General features: G+C 70.5%; 12 protein-coding genes and 1 tRNA gene. 10 read left to right on the forward strand and 3 right to left on the reverse strand.

What is annotated here, in order from left to right:
* The first annotated feature begins 1 nt into the window (after nucleotide 1).
* Nucleotides 2-1198, forward strand: a complete 1197-nt coding sequence (locus F3T56_RS01800; protein WP_246203319.1) for an amidinotransferase — start codon at nucleotides 2-4, stop codon at nucleotides 1196-1198.
* Here the strand turns inward: F3T56_RS01800 and F3T56_RS01805 are convergent.
* On the reverse strand, nucleotides 1186-2217 hold the full coding sequence (locus tag F3T56_RS01805) for a YihY/virulence factor BrkB family protein (protein WP_149822849.1): 1032 nt from the start codon (nucleotides 2215-2217) through the stop codon (nucleotides 1186-1188). The two genes, F3T56_RS01800 and F3T56_RS01805, sit on opposite strands and share 13 nt — an antisense overlap.
* A gap of 113 nt (nucleotides 2218-2330) precedes the next feature.
* On the opposite strand from F3T56_RS01805, the gene F3T56_RS01810 reads away from it, so the two are divergent.
* The 3 genes from F3T56_RS01810 to F3T56_RS01820 all read left to right on the forward strand — a co-directional run bounded on the left by F3T56_RS01810 (nucleotide 2331) and on the right by F3T56_RS01820 (nucleotide 4491).
* Nucleotides 2331-3035, forward strand: a complete 705-nt coding sequence (locus F3T56_RS01810; protein WP_149822850.1) for an antibiotic biosynthesis monooxygenase — start codon at nucleotides 2331-2333, stop codon at nucleotides 3033-3035.
* Nucleotides 3036-3118: 83 nt separating this feature from the next.
* Nucleotides 3119-3745 carry an ArsR/SmtB family transcription factor gene (locus F3T56_RS01815; RefSeq protein WP_149822851.1) on the forward strand — a complete coding sequence of 209 codons (627 nt, stop codon included), beginning with the start codon at nucleotides 3119-3121 and terminating at the stop codon, nucleotides 3743-3745.
* Nucleotides 3746-3750: 5 nt separating this feature from the next.
* Nucleotides 3751-4491, forward strand: coding sequence for an SRPBCC family protein (locus F3T56_RS01820; protein ID WP_149822852.1), 741 nt, complete (start codon nucleotides 3751-3753; stop codon nucleotides 4489-4491).
* 93 nt (nucleotides 4492-4584) lie between these two features.
* Here the strand turns inward: F3T56_RS01820 and F3T56_RS01825 are convergent, their stop codons facing one another.
* Nucleotides 4585-6411, reverse strand: coding sequence for an endonuclease/exonuclease/phosphatase family protein (locus tag F3T56_RS01825; RefSeq protein ID WP_149822853.1), 1827 nt, complete (start codon nucleotides 6409-6411; stop codon nucleotides 4585-4587).
* 354 nt (nucleotides 6412-6765) lie between these two features.
* Here F3T56_RS01825 and F3T56_RS01830 point away from each other — a divergent pair, with 354 nt between their 5' ends.
* From F3T56_RS01830 to F3T56_RS01855, 6 genes are all read left to right on the forward strand, one after another.
* The gene (locus F3T56_RS01830) at nucleotides 6766-8205 is read left to right on the forward strand and encodes a hypothetical protein (RefSeq protein ID WP_149822854.1); all 1440 of its coding nucleotides are present in this window, start codon (nucleotides 6766-6768) and stop codon (nucleotides 8203-8205) included.
* A 298-nt stretch (nucleotides 8206-8503) separates the two neighbouring features.
* Entirely contained in the window at nucleotides 8504-9982 is a 1479-nt protein-coding gene (locus tag F3T56_RS01835) for an alkaline phosphatase PhoX (RefSeq protein ID WP_149822855.1), read from the forward strand.
* A gap of 70 nt (nucleotides 9983-10052) precedes the next feature.
* Nucleotides 10053-10122, forward strand: a tRNA-Met gene (locus F3T56_RS01840).
* A 393-nt stretch (nucleotides 10123-10515) separates the two neighbouring features.
* Nucleotides 10516-12099, forward strand: a complete 1584-nt coding sequence (locus F3T56_RS01845; protein WP_149822856.1) for a TROVE domain-containing protein — start codon at nucleotides 10516-10518, stop codon at nucleotides 12097-12099.
* Nucleotides 12100-12216: 117 nt separating this feature from the next.
* Complete coding sequence (locus F3T56_RS01850; RefSeq protein WP_149822857.1) at nucleotides 12217-12888, forward strand: GntR family transcriptional regulator; 672 nt, start codon at nucleotides 12217-12219, stop codon at nucleotides 12886-12888.
* Between the two features lie 37 nt (nucleotides 12889-12925).
* On the forward strand, nucleotides 12926-13942 hold the full coding sequence (locus F3T56_RS01855) for a 1-aminocyclopropane-1-carboxylate deaminase (RefSeq protein ID WP_149822858.1): 1017 nt from the start codon (nucleotides 12926-12928) through the stop codon (nucleotides 13940-13942).
* Between the two features lie 24 nt (nucleotides 13943-13966).
* Here F3T56_RS01855 and F3T56_RS01860 read toward each other — a convergent pair whose 3' ends face one another.
* Complete coding sequence (locus F3T56_RS01860) at nucleotides 13967-15184, reverse strand: TerD family protein (RefSeq protein ID WP_172638768.1); 1218 nt, start codon at nucleotides 15182-15184, stop codon at nucleotides 13967-13969.
* Nucleotides 15185-15397: the final 213 nt, after the last annotated feature.

Genomic DNA, 15397 nt, shown 5'->3' on the forward strand with positions numbered 1-15397 from the left:
CATGGCGACTGCGGAGCGGCCCGGCGTCCCGACGGTGCGGGCGGGCGACGAAGCCGTGGGTGACGGGACCCCGGTGACGGCGGCGCCCCCGGATGTGACGGCCGACGCTGAGGCACCTCTTGAGTCGCCGGTAAGTTCGCACAACGAGTGGGATCCGCTGGAGGAGATCGTCGTCGGGCGCCTCGACGGGGCGACGATCCCCTCCGACCATCCGGTCGTGACCTGCAACATCCCACCGTGGGCGGCCCGGTTGCAGGGCCTCGCCGCCGGCTACAGGTATCCGCGCCTGCTGATCGAGCAGGCGCAGCACGAACTCGACGAGTTCGTCACCCTCCTGCGGTCCCTCGGGATCACGGTCAGGCGCCCGGACCCCGTCGACCACCGGCGACGCTTCGGCACCCCCGACTGGTCGTCGCGCGGCTTCTGCAACACCTGCCCGCGCGACAGCATGCTCGTGATCGGCGACGAGATCATCGAGACCCCGATGGCGTGGCCGTGCCGGTACTTCGAGACCCACTCCTACCGGGCGATCCTCAAGGACTACTTCCGGCGCGGCGCCCGGTGGACGGCGGCACCGAAGCCGCAGCTCACCGACGAACTGTTCGAGCCGCACTTCCGCGTCCCCGAGGACGGGGAGCCCTTGCGTCACATCCTCACCGAGTTCGAGCCGGTGTTCGACGCGGCGGACTTCGTACGCGCGGGCCGCGACCTGTTCGTCACCCGCAGCAACGTCACCAACCGCATGGGCATCGAGTGGCTGCGCCGTCACCTCGGACCCGGCTACCGCATCCACGAGATCGAGAGCCGCTGCCGCACGCCGATGCACATCGACACCACGTTCGTCCCGCTTGCGCCCGGCAAGGTACTGGTCAACCCCGAGTACATCGACGCCGACCGGTTGCCCGGCGTCCTCGACGGGTGGGACGTCCTGGTCGCCCCCGAACCCAACCGGCTCGACGAACGCCTGCTCAGGCTCACCTCGATGTGCGGCAGGTGGCTCAGTATGAACGTGCTCATGGTCGACGAGAAACGGGTGATCGCCGAGCGGCACCACACCGACATGCTGCGCGCGCTGGAGACATGGGGGTTCGAGCCGATCCCGTGCGACCTGCTGCACTACGCGCCGTTCGGCGGCTCGTTCCACTGCGCGACCCTCGACATCCGGCGGCGCGGGACGCTCGAATCCTATGTCGACTGATCCGCCTGATCAGCTTTCGTCCGAGCCCGATCCTCTCGTCGGGCCCGCAGCCGTGGTGGCCACTTGCGGGTGTCCCGGGGCTCCACGTAAGGCTCTTCCGTGGCGGGCCGGCCCCGGGTGATGCCCTGTTCGCGGGAGAGCTCGGCGTCGAATTCGAAGCCGAGGAGGATCGCGAGGTTGGTGAGCCAGAGCCAGACGAGGAAGACGACGACGCCGGCGAGAGTGCCGTAGGTCTTGTTGTAGGAGCCGAAGTTCGCGGCGTAGACGGCGAACCCGGCGGACGCCGCGAGCCAGATGAGCGTGGCGAGTACACCCCCGGGGCTGACCCAACGGAAGCCCCGGCCGCGGACGTTGGGCGCGGCCCAGTAGAGCAGCGCGATCATCAGGGTCACCAGCACCAGCAGGACCGGCCACTTGGCGATGTTCCACACCGTGATGGCCTCGTCGCCGAGCCCGATCGCCGTGCCCGCGCGCTCGGCCAGCGGACCGGTGAACACGACGATCAGCGCGCTCGCGGCGAGCATCAGCATCAACACCAGGGTCAGGGCGATGCGCAGCGGTGTCAGCTTCCACGCCGGCCGGCCCTCCGGCAGGTCGTACACCGCGTTGGAGGTGCGGATGAACGCGGCCACATAGCCGGAGGCCGACCACACCGCCAGCACCAGGCCGACGATCGCCACCACACTGCCGGTGCCGCCGGTGCCGCTCAGCTGGGTGACCGCGTCCCGCAGGATGTCCCGCACAGGGCCCGGTGCCAGGTCACCGATGTTGTCGAGCAGCCGGTCCGTCACGTTCGGCCCGGCCACCCCCAGCAGCGACACCAGCACCAGCAGCGCGGGGAACAGCGACAGCACGCCGTAGTAGGTGAGCGCGGCCGCCCGGTCGGCGAGCTCGTCGTCCCGGAACTCCTTGACCGTACGCCGCGCCACCGCCGACCACGAACGCCTGGGCAGGCTGCCGGGCCCATCGGGCCCCGCGTCGGCCGCCGTCGGCTCGTCCTTCGGTCGTGTCTCGTCCATGACCAGGCGAGTCTCCGCGATACGGCCGGTGAATCGCGTTCTTGACCTGAATCTTGGTTGAGGTTGAAGGGTGGGGGGTGAACGCACCGGCCGGAGACCACGGGGAGAGCGACATGACCCGACGCACCACCGCACACCCCATCCTCAACCGCCCCGAGGTCGGGGCGCCCTTCTTCAGCACCTGGCGGGTGGGCACGCCGTTACGGCAGCGGCAGACCGTGGAGGCCATCGCCGCCACCTGGGAGCGGCGGCCCTGGCCCACCGAGGGCCTCCTGGGGTACTTCGTCTACGCCGGAGAGGACGGCTCCACCCTGCTGCACTACTCGCAGTGGGCCGACGAGCAGGCGTACGAAGCCTTCCTGAAGACCCGGCGGCAGGAGCGCAACGACGAGATCGACACCGCCGTGCCGGGAATCGAGCGGGTGTGGCTCGGGCGGTACCGGCGCTACCGCAGTCTCACGCGCGACGACCGTCCCACACGCGTCCCGGGGTGCGTCGTGACCGTCGACGTCGAGTTCGACGGGCCGGACCCGGCGCGGCAGCGCGCCTGGGTGGACGCCGTCGAGGAGGCGCTGGCCGCCGAGCCGAACATGCACCCCGGCGGCATCTCCGCCCACTTCCACCTCAGCACCGACGGCACCCGCGTCCTCAACTACGCCGAGTGGGGGAGCGCCCAGCACCACATCGACGCCCTCGCCGCACCGGGCGACGGCGTCGGCTCGGCCACGGAACTGTGGAAGCGCGTCCAGACCTGGCCGGGACTGAAGGGCAGCACCGTGAGCCGCTACGAGTACGCCCTCGGGCTCGTCCCCGACTGAGCCCACTGATCCCGGGTACGAGCAGGCTCACCGAAAACTACAACCGTCTGGACAAAAAAAGTTTCCGGCGAGACAGTGGAGCCATGTTGGACGTCACCGTGATCGAGGACCCGGAGGCCGCGGCTGTCTCCCTCGACCCCATACGGGCCCGGCTGCTCGCCGAGCTGGCGGTCGGGCCCGCGTCGGCCGCGATGCTGGCCGGCAAGGTCGGGCTGCCCCGTCAGAAGGTGAACTACCACCTCAAGGCGCTGGAGCGGCACGGCCTGGTCGAGCTGGCGGGGGAGCGCCGCAAGGGGAACGTCACCGAGCGGCTGATGCGGGCGACCGCCGCGTCGTACGTCATCTCGCCGCTCGCCCTCGCCGCCGTACAGCCCGACCCGGACCGCTTCCGGGACCAGCTCTCGGCCCGCTGGCTGCTCGCGCTCGGCGCCCGGCTCGTCCGCGACGTCGGCACGCTGATCACGGGCGCGGCCAAGGACCGCAAGCGGCTCGCGACCTTCGCGCTCGACGGCGAGGTCACCTTCGCCTCGGCCGCCGAACGGGCCGCGTTCATCCAGGAGTTGACCGCCGGAGTGAGCGCCCTCATCCGCAAGTACGACGCCCCCGACGCCGAGGGCGGCCGCGGTCACCGAATCGTCGTCGCCGTCCACCCCACGATCACCGAAAAACCGGCCCCGGCCGCCGAACTGCCTACCAGTACCGAGGAGTGACCACCATGTCCAAGGAATTCGAGATCGTCCGGGAGTTCGAGGTCGACGCCTCACCCGAGCAGGTGTGGGAGGCCGTCACCGCGGAAACCGGCGGCTGGATGTGGCCGATGGAGGCACCCGAGCCGCGCGAGGGCGGCAAGGGTCCCTTCGGTTCCACGGTCACCGCCTGGGACCCGCCCCACCGCTACGTCAACCGCGTCGAGAACGTGGAGGACATCGCCGAGCAGAGCGCCAACCAGCTCGACTACACCATCGAGCCGCGCGAGGGCGGCAAGCGCGCCTGGGTGCGATATGTGCACAGCGGCATCCTCGTCGAGGACTGGGACAACCAGTACGACGCCGCCGACAAGCACACCGACTTCTACCTGCACACCCTGCGCGAGTACCTGACGCGCTTCGCGGGCCGCCCGGTCGCCTTCGCCACCTTCGAGGACGGCCCCGAGGCGTCCAAGGCCGCCGACGCGTTCACCGCCGTGGGCCGCGCGCTCGGCCTCGCCGACGACACCGCCGAGGGAGCGAAGGTGCGGGCACGGGGGCCGGCGGGCCGGGCCTTCGACGCCGTGGTCGACTACCGCAACCCGTACTTCATCGGGCTGCGCACCGACACCGCCCTCATCCGCTTCTTCGGCCGTAACCACTGGGGCTACCCGGTCGGCATCAGCGTCCACGACTTCGCGCCGGACGCCGACGGCAAGGCGAACGAGACCGCCTGGCGCGGCTGGCTGGACGGCGTGTTCAGCGCCTGAGCGAGCGTCTTCGGGGACACGACCGAGCCCTTCGGGGACATGACCGAGCCCGGCCCTCCTGACGAGGGCCGGGCTCAATGACGTATCAGAGGATCACGGGCGGAACCGCAGCACCGACGGGTCGTGGTCGCTGACCTGGTCGTGGAACTCCGAGTTGATGTGCACGCTGTCGTACGTGTACTCGCAGGAGCGCCGGATCGACGGGCTGATCAGGATCTGGTCGAGGACCTGGGCGTTGCCCTGGTAGACGTACGAGTAACGCTCGCTCTTCGGCAGCGACTTGACCGCCGACCACAGCGCGCCGTCGTCCTCCAGCAGCTTGGTGGTGTCGGAGAACTCGAAGTCGTTGATGTCGCCGAGGGCGATGACGTTCGCGTTCTTCTGCGCCGCCAGGATCTCCTTGACGAACGTGTTCACGGCGGTCGCCTGGAGGTGGCGCTGGGTCTCCGAGCTGCGCGTCGGCGGCTGGAACTGGGAGTGCAGCGCCTGGTCGCCGCCCTTGGACGCGAAGTGGTTCGCGATCACGAAGACCGACTTGCCGCGGAAGACGAACTCACCGACGAGCGGCTTGCGGCTGTCGGTCCAGGCGGCGTTCGCCGGGTCGATCCGGCCGGGGGAGACGGTCAGGTGGGCCTTGCCGTACTCCTTCGTCACGCCGACGGCGGTCGTGGCGTCGCCGCCCGCGCGGTCGGTGAAGGAGACCCGCTCGGGGTTGAACAGGAACACCTGGCGGATGTTGCCGCCGGGCTGGCCGCCGTCCGCGAGGTCGACGGGGTCGATGGAGCGCCAGTCGTACGTCGGGCCGCCCGCCGCCGCGATCGCGTCGACCAGCTTCTTCATCGTCTGGTCGGCGGCGACCGTGCCGTCCTTCGTGGCGCCGTTGTTGTCCTGGATCTCCTCCAGGGCCACGATGTCGGGCGACTGCAGGTTGTTCACGATCGCGGCCGCGTGGTCGGCGAAGGTGCCGTCGGACGGGTCCAGGTTCTCGACGTTGTACGTCGCCACCGCCAGCTCGCCGCGCGCCTGCTTGCGGGTCGTCTCGCGCTCCAGGCCGCCCTGTTTCAGCGTGCCGAGCTCGCTCGCGACGAGGGTGTAGCCGCCGAACTGGTTGTAGTCCAGCGGGCCGGTCGTGGTGCCCTTGAGGACATCGCCCACGTTCGCCTTCGGGAAGTCGGCGACCGCGCCCAGCGACTGGATCTTCAGCCGGCCGGTGTTCTGCGAGGTGTAGGAGCCGTAGACGGTGCCGCCGCGGCGGTTGCGGTTCTCCCACGGCTTCACCGTGACCCACAGCTCTGTGAAGTCGTTGCTGGCGGTCACCACGCGCGTGTCGGCGACCTGGACGTTCATGCCCTCCAGGGACTCGTAGTAGTCCAGGGCGGAGTCGGCCGGGGCCAGCGGCAGCGCGTTGATCGAGCCGTTCGCGGCGGTGTCGCCGGCCGGAGTGTACTCGCCCGGCACGGACTTGGCGTCGATGACGGTCGGAGCCGGGACGGCGTTGCCCGTGGAGACCACGGTGATCGTCGGGCGGCTGATCTGGGTCACCGACTGGTTTCCGGACGAAGTGCCGCCCGGCACAAACTCGCCGACCGTGCCCGAGACCGTGACCGCGTCGCCCACGGAGACCGTCGGTCGGGAGCCGGTGAAGACGAAGACGCCCTCGCTCGTGGCCGGGCTGTCGTCCGCCCGCGCGTCCTGGATCCAGAAGCCGCGCGACGAGCCGTAGGTGCGTACACCCGTGACGATGCCCTCGACGCCGGTGACCTGTTGGCCGACCAGCGGGGACGTCCGGGTGGTGCCCTGGATGTCGTGGATGCGTATGGAGTCGGCCTCGGCGGGCGAGGTCAGGACCACGGCGGACACCGTGGAGCAGATGGCGGCGACGGTCAGCGCGCCGATGCGCGCGGTTCTCTTGCTGGGCAAGGGGATCCCTCCGGGGACGTACGTGAGCGCCGGGACGAGGGTGGACGGGGGATGGCCTGCGACCGGTGGGGCGGTGCGACGCGCGTAGAACTCGGGCGACGATGCCTGTGAGTGGCTCAGGAGGTGCCTCAGAGCTACTCGTGAGTTTCTACGCGCGTCAATCTCCAGCCTGGTCAGGCCAGTTGTCAAGGTTTCAGCCATGTACAACTCCTGGCAGGTACATGAACCAGGCGGCATGGGTGGAAATCCGTCTAGGCTGAGCGGCTGCGTACTTGTACGCGTAGTCGTGCTCGTACGCGTACCAGCCTGTGCTTCCACTGCTCGTCATCGCTCGTCCGGAGGAGAACCCCACCGATGTCAGACAGCTCGCCACTGCCGCCGGTGCGGCTCCGCTCCGAAGCCGAGCTGGCAAGGGACGCGCTCGCCACACCGCTGCTCTCGCGCGCCGTGCGGCTCGCCCGCTGGGCCGGGCCGGACACACGGGTGGGTGCCGGGGGCGAACTCGTCGACGAGCAACTCCCGGCCGCCGCCGAGGCGCTGGGCCTCACCGGGGATGACGCGGCGGCCTCGGCGAGCGAGGCCTGGCGGGTCGCCGTGGACACCGGGCTTGTCGAGGTCGTCGATGAGGAGGAGGGCACGGTCGCCGCGGGGGAGGAACTCGCGCTGCTCACTGCCGGTGGGCCGCAGGACGTACTGGGGATCTGGCTCACCGCCGTCGAGGCCGTGCTGGCCGACGCGAGCGTGCCCGACCTCGACGGCATCGTCGACGCCATGGACGCCGGCGGCGAGATCGACCTCGCCGAGCTCGACTGGGACCCCGAGGCCGAGGCGGAGTTCCTCGACGGTGTCCTCGGCAACCTCTACCTCCTCACCGTCACCGAGGACGGCCCCGGCGACGGGCCGGTGCCGCTGCCCGCCCTCGCCGCGTCGATGATCGTGCCGGACGGTATGGGGGAGCCCACCAACGACGTACTGGAGCAGGTGTCGGACGCGATGATGCGGCTCGACGACCAGTTCCGGGTGCTGGAGCCGATCGGACTGGTGGAGTACCAGCCCGTGGACGAGGCGCTCATGACGGACGCCGAGGAGGCTGCGGCCGCGGAGGGTAGGGCGGGCGTCGACGACACCGACGTCACGCGGTACGGCATGGTGAGGCTCACCCCGCTCGGTCTGTACGGGATCCGGGCGCGGCTCCAGGAGGCGGGCATCGAGGCGCCCGCGGTCGGGGAACTCGTCGACAAGGGCGCGGACGTGCTGCTCGACGGCACCGCCGGGTTTCCGCCCGGGGCAGCCCAGGCCGAGACCGAGCGGTGGCTCGCCCGCCGCGAGGCGCTGGAGGGGGCGCGGGAGTTGCTCGCCGCCGCGCGCGGCTCCGACTCCGGGGCGCCGCTGCGACGGCTGCGCTGCCAGCAGGCACTGTCCCTCGTCGGGCCCGTCGCCGAACCCGCGCTCCGCGAGGTCCTCGACGATCCCGAACTGGGCGGGCTCGCGCGCGTATGGCTCACCGAGCGGGGAGCCGGGGATGTCCCCGCGCCGTCCGAGGCGATGGTCTTCTGGCTGACCATCGACACACTGGCCGCACAGCTGGCAGCCGAAGGGATCTCGGCGGAGCTGCGGGCGCTGGTGGAAGGACTGGCCCAGCAACACGGCGGGTTCTTCGCGGCGGCATGGCGGGTCGAGCACCCGGCGACCGCGGATGTGCTGGAGGCGATGGGGCGAATCCACCCCGACAAGAAGGTCGCGAAGGAGGCCCGCAAGGCGGCCTTCAAGGCGCGGTCGCAGCGGGGGGATTGAGCGCCGGGCGCCTCCTGAGTGAGTGCCGGGCGCCTGATGGGGTGGGCGGTGGGGGTCGATTCGGCGGGTGCGGGCGGCTGGGGGCTGGTCGCGCCCACGCGGCGGAGCCGCAAGTCGATACAGCCCCGCGCCCTTGCAAGGACCTGCGGCCCTGCAAGGGGCGCTGTGCCCGGGTTCATGGAAGCGGGGGATCCGACTTCGTCCCCTGTTCAACCGGTGTTCAGGCGTGGGCGGGACCGTGTGGCGCGACGAACGGGTCCCCCCCACGGCCATCCCTCGACTGCACGCAGGAGTCAGCATGTCGCTCACCCGCAGGGACTTCGCCAGACAGTCCGCGGTCACCGGTGCCGGTGTCGCGCTGGCCGGCAGCGTAGGCGCCCTCGCCACCGCGCCCCACGCCCTCGCGTCGTCGGACACGGAGACGTACACGGAGACGGGGGCGGACAACGACAGCGCGGACGAGGGCTCGGCGTACCGGCACGGCGGAGTCGGTTACGGTCCCCTCCTCCCCGACCCGGACGGCATCCTGGCGCTGCCCGCCGGGTTCACGTACCGCGTCCTCACGTACAGCGGGAAGACCAAGCTGGAGTCGGGCGAGTACACCCCCTCCAACCACGACGGCACGGCCACCTTCGCCGGCCCGCGCGGCACGACCCTTCTCGTCAACAACCACGAGCTGAAGGGCCCCCGCGCCAAGTGGAAGTACCCGGTGCCGCTCACAGAGGGCCTCGTCTACGACCCGGCCGCGTCCGGCGGCTGCACGGTCGTCGAGGTCCGCCGCGACGGTCAGGTCGCCGAGTGGGTCGGCATCGCCGGCACCTCCACCAACTGCGCCGGCGGCAGCACCCCGTGGGGCACCTGGCTGACCTGCGAGGAGAACTCCGACAAGGCCGGCGTCAACGGCATGACCAAGGACCACGGCTACGTCTTCGAGGTCGACCCCATCGACCGGCGTGCCAACCGCGACCCCAAGCCGCTGAAGTTCTTCGGCCGCTACGACCACGAGGCCGTCGTCATCGACCCCAAGCGCGGCCACGCCTACCTCACCGAGGACGCCGCGGGCCCCAACGGCCTCTTCTTCCGCTGGACCCCGCCCAAGGGCTTCGAGTACGGCCCGCGCAAGTTCCGCGAGCTCGCCGACGACGCGGGCGTCCTCCAGGCGCCCAAGTGCTTCGACTCCGGCGGCAAGTTCGTCGACGACCTCTCCCGCGCCACGAAGATCGGCACGGTCTACGGCGTCGACTGGATCGACGTCCCCGACCGCGACGCGAAGACCGTCGCCGTCCGCAAGCAGTTCGGCACCGACGAGATCACCCGCGCCCGCAAGCTGGAGGGCATGTGGTGGGGCGACGGTGGCGCGTACATCGTCTCCTCGTACGCCCGTGCGGAGAGCCCCGGCGCCGCCCACGACGGCCAGGTCTGGTTCTACGACCCCAAGCGCCGCACCCTGACCCTGAAGGTCCTCCTCGGCGTCAACCCCGACCCGTCCGTCGACGGCGCCTTCGACGGCCCCGACAACATCACCGTCTCCCCCTACGGCGGCATCATCCTCGCCGAGGACGGCGAGGGCGTCTCGCACCTCTTCGGCGCCACCGACAGCGGCCGCACCTACCCCATCGCCCGCAACGAACTCAACGTCGGCACCGAAGAGGAGCCCGAATACAGCGAGTTCTGCGGCGTCACCTTCTCACCCGACGGCAAGACCCTGTACGCCAACATCCAGTCGCCGGGCATCCTGCTCGCCATCACCGGGCCGTGGAAGCGGCAGAAGCGGTGACAACCTCCATTGCGGAGGGCGGGAATTAATTCGTTCGCCCGACCCGCGGTACGCCTCCTAGAGTGGTGCACGTCCAGGTGCGAAGGCAGGACCTACTTCCACTCATAATGGGGCGGCCGCGGGTTCGAGTCCCGCCATCGGCACAACGCGCCGGTGTAGCTCAGGGGTTAGAGCACCTACGTCGGTTCCGCCGGCTTCGATCTCTGGACACCCAAAACTTCATGCACCTCCCGGTGCGCCAGACAGCGGCTACTTCTTTGCAAGAAATCGACGCCGCCGCCGACTTGATCTCGGGAGGCGCAGCACAAGGTGGGTGCCCGGTGCGCAGGCAGCGGATACTTCAGGAACTGGTGGGGAAAACTCCTCGTGCGGGTTCGAATCCCGCCATCGACTCCGGTCGGTGTGGCGGAATGGCAGACGCGCCTGTTATAAGCGACCGCCGCCGACTTCGACCTCGGACACCTTCCTTTTGCTGCGCCTCCCTCCGAAACCATTCCACGCACGAAGTGCTGACGAATTCGGGGGAATTCACCATGGCACGATTCAACACCAAGCCCACCAAGGCCCGGCCCACCTCGCGGGTGACCTCGACGGGGCGTGTGCTCCGTACCTACGAGGGCGGCCGAGGCCGTGAGCGGGACGAGCGCTCCGAGCTGTTCCTGCTCTCGATCGCCAACTTCGTCGCGCAGAAGACCTTCTACGAGTCCGGCGAGGACCGGGACGACCGGTTCGCGGCGCTCGTGCGGCGGCTCGCCGTCACCGACCCGGAGTGGACGGCCGGCCTGCTCGGCTGGCTGCGCGGCGAGGGCAACCTGCGTACGGCCTCCCTCGTGGGCGCCGCCGAGTACGTCAAGGCACGCCTCGACGCGGGCGTCACCGACGGCCCGACCAACCGCCAGGTCATCGACTCGGTGCTGCGGCGCCCGGACGAGCCCGGTGAGCTGCTCGCCTACTGGACCTCGCGGTACGGCCGCAACATCCCCAAGCCGGTGAAGCGGGGCGTCGCCGACGCCGTACGACGGCTCTACCACGCCAAGTCGCTGCTGAAGTACGACACCGCGTCCAAGGGCTACCGGTTCGGCGACATCCTCAACCTGGTGCACGCGGCGCCGGACCCGGCCAAGCCGTGGCAGGGCGACCTGTTCCAGTACGCCCTCGACCGGCGGCACAACCCGGACACGGCGGTCGTGCCCAAGTCGCTGCCCGTGCTCGCGGCGCACCGGGACCTGATGGCTCTGCGGCCCGCCAAGCGCCGCAAGGTCGTCACCGGGGTGCAGGGCGCGCAGCGGCTCGCGGACGCGGGCATCACCTGGGAGGCGCTGGCGGGCTGGCTGCAGGGACCGATGGACAAGGCCGCGTGGGAGGCCGTCATCCCGTCCATGAGCGCCATGGCCCTGACCAGGAACCTGCGGAATTTCGACGAGGCGGGCGTCTCGGACGAGGTCGCGGCGCAGGTAGCGGCGAAGATCAGTGACCCGGCGGAGGTCGCGCGGTCGCGGCAGTTCCCGTTCCGCTATCTCGCCGCGTACCGGCATGCGCCCTCGCTGCGCTGGTCGTACCCGCTGGAGCAGGCACTCGGTCACTCGCTGGCCAACGTGCCCGCGCTGCCCGGCCGGACCCTGGTCCTGGTCGACCGCTCGGGCTCGATGTTCTACTCGCGGCTGACCGACCGCTCGTCGCTCACGTACGCGGACGCGGCGGCGATCTTCGCTACGGCGCTCGCGCTGCGGGCGGCGGACGCGGATCTCGTCGAGTTCGGGAGCACCAGCAAGCCGGTGGAGTTCCGCAAGGGCGAGTCGGTGCTGAAGATCATCGGCCGGTTCGGCGACCTGGGCGGCACCGACACCACCGAGGCCGTGCGCCGTCACTATAAGAAGCACGACCGGGTGCTGATCGTCACCGACGAGCAGGCCACCTACAGCCACTACGGCGACCCGACCGCCCAGGTCCCGGCCGACGTGCCGGTCTACACCTGGAACCTCGCCGGCCACCGGGCGGGCCACGGCCCCTCCGGCAAGGCGAACCGCCACACCTTCGGTGGCCTCTCGGACGCGGCCTTCCGGATGGTCCCGCTGCTCGAAGCGGTGCGGGACGCCGACTGGCCGTGGGCCGGTTGAAGAACGCCGGTGGGTGTCCACCGGCTGAAGAACGGGGGTGAGTGTGGCCCGTGTCCCAGTGGGGATACGGGCCACACTCTTGTTCGCGCCCCGCACTGACATCTAACATTTCAGTTCATGGAGGCCATACGACCGGTGGGCCGGACCCTGCTCAGGGACCGCGCCTACCAAGCCATCCGGGACGCCATCGTGGCCGGGGAGATGGAGCCGGGGGCGGCGGTGCGGGACGCCGAGCTCGCGGAGCTGCTGGGGCTGTCGCGGGGGCCGGTGCGGGAGGCGTTCTCTCGGTTGGTCGACGAAGGGCTCCTGGAGAGCAAGCCGCAGAGCTATACGCGGGTGACGCCCGTCGTGGCCGCCGACGTACGGGACGCGGCCGCCGTGGTCGGGGCCATGCATGAGCTGGCCACCCGGGTCGCCGTGCCCCGGCTGTTCGCGGCGGACGTCGAGACGATGCGCTCGGCCAACGAGCGGTTCGCGGCGGCCGTCCAGGTGGGCGACGTCGACGCCGCCCTCGTCGCCGACGACGCACTGCACGACGTCCTCGTCCGGGTGAGCGGCAACCGCGCGGCCGCCGCCACCATCGCCCGCTACACCCCCCTCATCCGCCGACTGGAGCGATGCCGCTTCGGCGAGGGCGGCAACTGCCGGTCCGCCGGCCTGCACGAACGGCTGATCGAGGCCTGCGCGGCCGGAGACGTGGACGAGGCGGTCCGCGTCACGGCGGAGATCTGGCGCGGCCTGGCCGAACTCGTCGACGAAGCCGACGAAGGCGACGAACAGGACCACTGACCCGCCCGAATAGGTCCACTGACTCAGGGAGACTCCCATGTCCCTTTCTTCCTACGAGCGCTACCCGCTCCTCTTCGGGCCCTCACCGGTCCACCCGCTGGAGCGGCTGACCGCGCACCTCGGGGGCGCCTCCCTCTGGGCCAAGCGCGAGGACTGCAACTCCGGTATCGCGTACGGCGGCAACAAGACCCGCAAGCTGGAGTACCTCGTCGCCGACGCCCTCGCCCAGGGCTGCGACACGCTCGTCTCGATCGGGGGCGTCCAGTCCAACCACACCCGCCAGGTCGCCGCCGTCGCTGCCCGTGCCGGACTCAAGTGCGTGCTCGTGCAGGAGAGTTGGGTGGACTGGCCGGACGCCGTGTACGACAAGGTCGGCAACATCCTGATCAGCAGGCTGGCCGGCGCCGACGTACGGCTCGTACGCGCCGGCTTCGGCATCGGCTTCAAGGAGAGCTGGGAACTGGCGCTGAGGGAGGTCGAGGAGAGCGGCGGCAAGCCGTACGCCATCCCGGCCGGCGCCTCCGACCACCCGCTCGGCGGCCTCGGTTTCGCCGGTTGGGCGTACGAAGTCGACGAGCAGGAGCGCGACTTGGGCGTCTTCTTCGACACGGTGATCGTGTGTTCGGTGACCGGCTCGACCCAGGCGGGCATGGTCGCCGGCTTCGCCGCCCTGGAGGAGGCGGGCGGACGGCCGCGCCGGGTCCTCGGCATCGACGCCTCGGCCGCCCCCGCCCGCACCCGCGCGCAGATCGCCCGGATCGCCCAGAACACCGGCCAACTCATCGGCCTCAAGCGGGAGTTGACGGAGGCGGACGTCGAACTCGACGAGCGGTACCACGCGGGCACATACGGCGTCCCGGACGAGACCACCCTGGACGCGATGCGCCTCGCGGCCCGCACGGAGGGGATGGTCACCGACCCCGTCTACGAGGGGAAGTCCATGGCCGGCCTCATCGACCTGGTCTCCCGCGGCGAGATCGGCCCGGACTCCACCGTCCTCTACGCCCACCTGGGCGGACAGCCGGCGCTGAACGCGTACAGCGTGCTGTTCTGAACCCAGGTGGGACGCCCGAGTCGGCTAGAGGGCCTGGGCCGCCGGCTTCACCATCCCCCTCACCGTGCGGGACTTCACGAAGTCGCCCATGGCCGTCATTTCCCACTCGCCGGAGAACTGCTTGATCAGCTTTGCCATCATCACGCCGGTCTGGGGCTCGGCGTTGGTGAGGTCGAAGCGGACGAGTTCCTCGCCCGTGGCGGCGTCGAGGAGGCGGCAGTAGGCCTTGGCGACCTCGGTGAACTTCTGCCCGGAGAAGGAGTTGACGGTGAAGACGAGGCCGGTGACCTCCTGGGGGAGACGGCCGAGGTCGACGGTGATGACCTCGTCGTCGCCTCCGCCCTCACCCGTGAGGTTGTCGCCGGAGTGCCTGATCGCGCCGCTCACGATCTGCAGCTTGCCGAAGTAGCAGCTGTCGATGTGGTTGCGCTGCGGGCCGTACGCGATGACCGACGCGTCCAGGTCGATGTCCTTGCCCCGGTACGCCGGCTCCCAGCCGAGGCCCATCTTCACCTGGGAGAGCAGCGGGCGACCGCCCTTGACCAGGGAGACCGTCTGGTTCTTCTGGAGGCTGACGCGGCCCTTGTCGAGGTTGATCTTGCCGGTGGCGGGCGGGGCGGGGGGAGCCGCGGGGGCCATGGGCGGGGCCGGCGGGGTCACCGGGGACTGGATGGTAGGGGTGGGCGGGGCGGCCTGCGGCTGGGGCGGGGTGGGGATCGGGGCGGGGGTCGGGGTGGGCGTCGGGGTGGGTTCCTCCACCGTGACGCCGAAGTCCGTCGCGATGCCCGCCAGGCCGTTGGCGTATCCCTGGCCCACCGCTCGGGCCTTCCACGCGCCGTTGCGCAGGTAGATCTCCACGACCACCAGGGCCGTCTCGGTACCGAGCTGCGGGGGCGTGAACGTCGCCAGGACGCTGTTGTCGTCCGCGTTGCGGATGGTGGCCGTCGGTTCGATGCCCTGGAAGGTCTGGCCCGCGGCGTCCGGGCTGGCGGTGACGACGATCTTCTCGATGCCCGGGGGGAGGGCCGTCGTGTCGACCGTGATCGAGTCGGGGGTGGTGCCGCCGCCGGAGCGGTACGTCACGCCCGGGCCGCTCGGCTGGTTGTAGAAGATGAAGTCGTCGTCGGAGCGCACCTTGCCGTCGGCCGTGAGCAGCAGGCCCGATACGTCCAGCCGCACGGGGGCGGTGACGTCCACCGCGACGCGGGGGGCGGGCAGCGGGATGTTCGAGCCGGGGGTCATAGCTGTCATGCCGGGTGAACGACTCAGATCGCTTTGCCGTTCCCTTACCCGGCGCCGGGTGGGGCCGTTCGGTGGGCACGCGGATTTTTCGCCCCCGCCGCCCCTACCCGTCCCGTCCCAGGGGCTGCTGCCCCTTCGACCCCGCAGCGCGTTTGAGCTCGTCGGATCGGTTCGTTGGCGGGTGCGGGTGAGTGGGGGCTTGTCGCGGCAGTT

The organism is Streptomyces tailanensis (assembly GCF_008386495.1).
Taxonomy (GTDB): domain Bacteria; phylum Actinomycetota; class Actinomycetes; order Streptomycetales; family Streptomycetaceae; genus Streptomyces; species Streptomyces tailanensis.